This is a genomic window from Desulfosarcina sp. (assembly GCF_033791525.1).
In the GTDB taxonomy this organism is placed as follows: domain Bacteria; phylum Desulfobacterota; class Desulfobacteria; order Desulfobacterales; family Desulfosarcinaceae; genus Desulfosarcina.
In genome coordinates this window covers 1-2,996 of sequence record NZ_JASJGN010000344.1, presented here as the reverse complement: position 1 = coordinate 2,996, position 2,996 = coordinate 1, and the positions used below count along the sequence as shown (strand labels likewise).

Below are 2,996 nucleotides of genomic sequence, written 5' to 3'. Positions count from 1 at the left end.
ATATCCAAATCTCAAATAAGGGCAGAAAGCAACTGATTGTTATTTTGATCTATCCAATATTGATGATTGGAATGCTCTCTCCTCAAGAGCATATGGTTTGGATTTTTGAATTTGGATATTGTGTTTTATTGCGAAGCAGCGGGTCAAATACCCCGTCGCTTGCGACGCTATAATCTGGTAGTTTCCGTTGTCGATACCCCGCTGCTTGCGGCGGGGTAGTTCATTGGTCATTTGGTTTTTTGACTACTGTAATTTTGCTATTCATAAAAAGCACGAAATTCAGGATCAAGAAACTAAGTTGCATCATGGAATCAAGAATTCAGGATAAAGATGCCGCTATTGATTTCTGGCCTTTTTGATCTCTTCGATGGAGGGCATGACATCTTCGCCCGCAATCGTCATGATATCGGTGGCGATCAGGAAATCGTATCCGTCCACTTTTTTGGTCACCCCCATGAACATCGGCAACATGGCCTGATGATCGTAAGCGCGCATGGTGACTTTGCCGATTGGGCTGTCGACGGTCATGCCCTCCACGTTGTCGATGAATTTTTCAGTGTCGATCGCCCCGGTTTTTTCATAGGCCCCGAAGATGTAGCGCGCGGCAAGCAGACCGTAGACAGCCCCGACAGCGGGCTTGCGATGGTAGGCCTTTTCGAAATTTTCGACGAAATCCTTGTTTTCAGGCGTTTCCGGATAATAAAAAAAGTAATTGGATGTTCCGATGACACCTTCCGGCGCATCGAGGCCCAACGGCTTCAAAGTGGAGAGTTCTGTGGCGGTATGCATGAAAAACGGAACCCGCTCGTTGAATCCGGTGGTTTTGGCAGCTTTGAGAAAGGGGACGCAGTCACGGCCGCCGGTGGCGATGATGACGGCATCCGGTTTGGCGGAAAGGATCGCAGTAATGTAGGGTGTGAAATCGGGTTCCCCAACCTTCCACCAGGACTGACCCAGCAGCTCGACACCGGGTTTCATCGCTTGCAGGTTGTTCCACACACCATCTGCGATGGCGTGGCCATATTCATAATCATCACCGGCGATCCAGTATTTCATGTACGGTTTTTTGGCCAGGCCGACGGCCGCGGCCTTTCCGGCCAGGGCCGTGTTTTCCGTAATCGAGAAGACATAGCGGTGACCCTTTGCCCCGGTTATTTTAGCGCTTTTAGAGAAGGTGGCAAAAAAAGGCACTTTCTCTTTCTTGCACATGTCGGAGATGGCCAGGGCCAGGGCGCTGTTGATGGTACCCATGAGGACATCGACATTTTCCCGGTAGATCAATTCCTTGGCGGCAGACAAGCCGATATCGACCTTGAATTTACTGTCACGGGTGAGAATTTCGACCTTGCGGCCCAAAATGCCGCCGGCGGCATTGATCTTTTCAGCCTCCATGTTGAACGCATCCCGCACATCATTGGTGTATGTGCTGGCAGGGCCCGTATAGCAGTCTACGATTCCGATCTTGAGCGTTTTGGCTGCATGAGATGCAGGCGCAACGACAAAAAAACATGCAATGACCATGATTGAAAGACAGACGTTAAAAACAGAACACCTTTTCATAATCCCCTCCTGGTTGGGTTATCGGTCACTTAATCGCTTCGTTCGGTATCGATGCGTGTTTCGTTAGACTGAAATGAAAGCAAACAACCTGACTTATGGGTAGCGGCCCAAAGGCTTTTCCAATTCATCCGGATGGCATACCTGAAAATAATAGCCAGTCAAAACAGAGGCTGGTGGAATAACAATATCACGGCTACTAAAACCGGTCCACGGTGTCAAGGCTAAACCATTTTACACCCTGGCCAGGGCCTGTTCCAGGTCGGCAATGATGTCTTCCGGGTTTTCCAGACCGACCGAAAATCGGATCAGGCCGTCGTCGATGCCGGCAGCCTTGCGCTCGTCGGGAGTCATGTGCTCGTGGGTGATGGTGGGTGGGTGCATGCAGATGGAGCGGCTGGTGCCGAAGGTGACGGCGTGCACCACCAGGTTGAAGCTGTTCATCACCGTGGCCGCCCCTTTCATGCCGCCGGGCGCCACGAAGGAGAGCAGACCACCGTGGCCGGACATCTGCCGGCAGGCCAGCGCGTGCTGGGGGTGATCGTCCAGGCCCGAGTAGTTGACCCGCTTCACCTTGGGATGGGCGTGCAGATAGCGGGCCACGGCCAGGGCATTGGCGCTGTGACGCTGCATGCGCATGGAGAGCGTCTCTATGTACTGGAGGGTCATCCAGGCCTCCATGGGCTGCATGATGGCCCCCACAAACTCGGTGGTGTTCCAGCGGATGTCCTCCACCAGCGGCTCCGGCCCCACCAGGGCGCCGCCTAATATGGTGGCGTTGCCGGCAATGAATTTTGAAATGGAGAGCATCACCATGTCCGCACCCAGATCCATGGGCCGCTGCAAGGCGGCGGTGGCCGTAGTGTTGTCGACCATCAGCGGCACCCCCTTGGCATGGGCCACGTCGGCCACGGCCTGAATGTCGGTAATAAACAGGCAGGGGTTGCTGGGGGTCTCCACCCACACCAACCGGGTCTTTTCGTCGATCTGACGGTCCCAGCTGGCCGCATCGGCCGGATCCTCAACGAATCTGAATTGAACGTTGCAGCGTTCCGGAAAAATCGTCACCGCCTGCTTGTATCCCTCGCCGAAGACATTCAGAGAGGTGACCACATTGTCGCCGGGACGGGCGATCGTGAAGATCAGGTTGAACAGGGCCTGGGACCCGGAAGCAGCCGTCAGGCAAGCCTCGCCCCCTTCCAGAGAGGCGAGGCGCTCCTCCAGCACCGTGTTGGTGGGCGTCCGGGTGCGGCCATACACCGGACAGGGAATTTTGTCGAACGTCTCGTATGGGAAGGTGATGGACTGCACCAATGGCGGCACGAATGACCTGAAGTCATTCTGGTTCTGCATGGGGTTGAATCCGGCATGCAGGCAGCGGGTGTCGAAACCATCGGCGGCATCGTCGCGGATCGGCTGGACCGCCTTTTTGTCGTAGA

Annotated in this window: 2 protein-coding genes; both read right to left on the bottom strand. The window is 54.5% G+C overall.

Features of this window, described 5'->3' with window-relative positions; genetic code table 11:
* Positions 1-336: 336 nt before the first annotated feature.
* Positions 337-1,560 carry an ABC transporter substrate-binding protein gene (locus tag QNK41_RS17105; RefSeq protein ID WP_319259149.1) on the bottom strand — a complete coding sequence of 408 codons (1,224 nt, stop codon included), beginning with the start codon at positions 1,558-1,560 and terminating at the stop codon, positions 337-339.
* Positions 1,561-1,791: 231 nt separating this feature from the next.
* Positions 1,792-2,996 (bottom strand): aminotransferase class I/II-fold pyridoxal phosphate-dependent enzyme (locus tag QNK41_RS17100; RefSeq protein WP_319259146.1); only part of this gene is annotated, 1,205 nt, incomplete at its 5' end.

Excerpts from the sequence above, each read along its gene's own strand:
- QNK41_RS17105 (WP_319259149.1), bottom strand. The coding sequence starts at position 1,560 with ATGAAAAGGTGTTCTGTTTTTAACGTCTGTCTTTCAATCATGGTCATT.